Genomic DNA, 1,627 nt, shown 5'->3' with positions numbered 1-1,627 from the left:
ACCACGCTGTGGGTGCGCGACGCCGCCGGGCGCGCGATTGACTTTCCGGCGCTGGCGGCGCAATGCGACGTGTTCTACCCGAGGGTGTTCCTGCGCCGCGGACGGGTCGTGCCGGCCAGCACGATCTCGCTGACCAGTTACTTTCACGCCGATCAGCGCGAACTCGACAGCGTCGGCAACGATTTCGTGCTGGCCAGTGCGCACGCCAACAGGTTCTCCCGCGGCTACTTCGACCAGAGCGCACACCTGTGGTCCCGCGGCGGCCAACTGCTGGCCAGCACCCATCAGATCGTCTACTTCAAGGGCTGACGGGGCCAGCCCGCGGCCGACCGCCGGGTCTCGCCGACCGGGTGAGATGTCGCGCAGGATCGAAGACGAGCGCACCGGTCAGTCCTCGAACCGCAGCGGCAGCTCCAGCCGCAGCAGCCGTGAGAACGCATCGGCAGAAGCCTTTCGGCTGGGCGGCCAGTCCTGCTGCCATTCCCGCAGCGAGACGTCGGCGAGCGGATCGAACTTGCCCGCCAACCGCCGATACTCCGTTGTGCGCCAGCCCCGCAACCGGCCGTCCCCGCGCGCGAACTCCACCAGCCGGGCGATCTCCTCGCTCCTGACGTGCGGCGGACTTCCGGCGCGCACACCGACGCCGTTCATGATGCTGTGCCGACCCAGCCGGAACGGGCGCACACCCCAGGCGGATTCGATAGCGGCGTTGACGGCGCGGCAGTCCTCGCAGGCCAGCCAGGCCCAGCGCGACGGCCCCCCTGCCGTGCCCCGAAAGCAGATCATGCACAGATCGCGCTCCTGCGACACGTCGGCGTACTCCCAGACTTCCGGGGAGTCCTCGTCGCGGCAGGACTGCCACAGTATCCGAGTACCCGGATGCCACGGGTCCCGGCGCCGCACCGGGCCCCGCAGGCCCCCGCAGGGAATGTGCACGCTCAACTCGCTAAGACGTTGGCGCAGCGCCGCATCGGCGGCACTGAGCTTCTGCTCTGTCATTTATCGCCACTTCTGGCGACGCCGCCCTCGGGCGTCCACCGCTTGCACGCGCCGCGTGCCAGCTCTTCCCCTGGGGCACCGTCGGTGGTTGCGCGGTTGCCGGGACGGCGGGCCAGGTACCCGAACAGCCGTCCGCTCTCGAGCCGTTTCCCAGGATAGCGAGGGCCTCTGACAAACAGGCCTGTCGGCCTCACCCGATAGCGTCGGGGGAAGGGAGCGCGACGAGATCATGGCCACACACACCGACACACCGCGCCTGGGCAACAGGTTTCAGTTTGCCGTTCATCCGATCAGTCGGATCCGCCGACGAGCGCGGGGCCGGCGCCAGCGTCAGCATCGACGTGCTCGCGCGCGGCCCGCAGCAAGGTGGCCTTGGCGGCCTCCCACCGGGCGTTGATGGCGTCGATACCCCACACCGGCATCGACATGACGAGCCCGCGGACCACCACCATCACGGTATCCATGTAGCTTCGTGCGGAGAAATCCGGAGCGGGGGCGTCCAGCGCTTCCGCGGCGCCGACAGCGAGTCGGTAGATATGTTCCTCCAGTGACTTCACCGTCTTGGCCAGCTGGGCATCTGCCCAGCACGCGACCCACAGGTGCACCACCGAAAGTGCTTGCGGTGTAG

The 1,627-nt window shown here is 68.7% G+C and carries 3 protein-coding genes and 1 riboswitch; of the genes, 1 reads left to right on the top strand and 2 read right to left on the bottom strand.

What is annotated here, in order from left to right:
- A partial coding sequence (locus tag AC2VON_RS20485; RefSeq protein ID WP_486954558.1) for an acyl-CoA thioesterase occupies positions 1-309 on the top strand: 309 nt, incomplete at its 5' end.
- Positions 310-387: 78 nt separating this feature from the next.
- On the opposite strand, the gene AC2VON_RS20480 is transcribed toward AC2VON_RS20485, so the two are convergent.
- Together AC2VON_RS20480 and AC2VON_RS20475 are read right to left on the bottom strand one after the other, a co-directional pair.
- The gene (locus AC2VON_RS20480) at positions 388-999 is read right to left on the bottom strand and encodes a hypothetical protein (RefSeq protein ID WP_486954557.1); all 612 of its coding nucleotides are present in this window, start codon (positions 997-999) and stop codon (positions 388-390) included.
- A 33-nt stretch (positions 1,000-1,032) separates the two neighbouring features.
- Positions 1,033-1,143, bottom strand: a riboswitch (SAM riboswitch).
- A gap of 146 nt (positions 1,144-1,289) precedes the next feature.
- The coding region (locus AC2VON_RS20475) for a hypothetical protein (protein ID WP_486954556.1) at positions 1,290-1,627 on the bottom strand (338 nt) is incomplete at its 5' end.

The organism is Mycobacterium sp. TH-M82, from assembly GCF_057473605.1.
The sequence above is the reverse complement of the archived record's forward strand: the minus strand, read 5'-3'. Positions and strand labels throughout refer to the sequence as shown.

What these genes read in the sequence shown, in the direction of transcription:
- AC2VON_RS20480 (WP_486954557.1), bottom strand. Translation starts at nt 999, where the DNA reads ATGACAGAGCAGAAGCTCAGTGCCGCCGATGCGGCGCTGCGCCAACGT.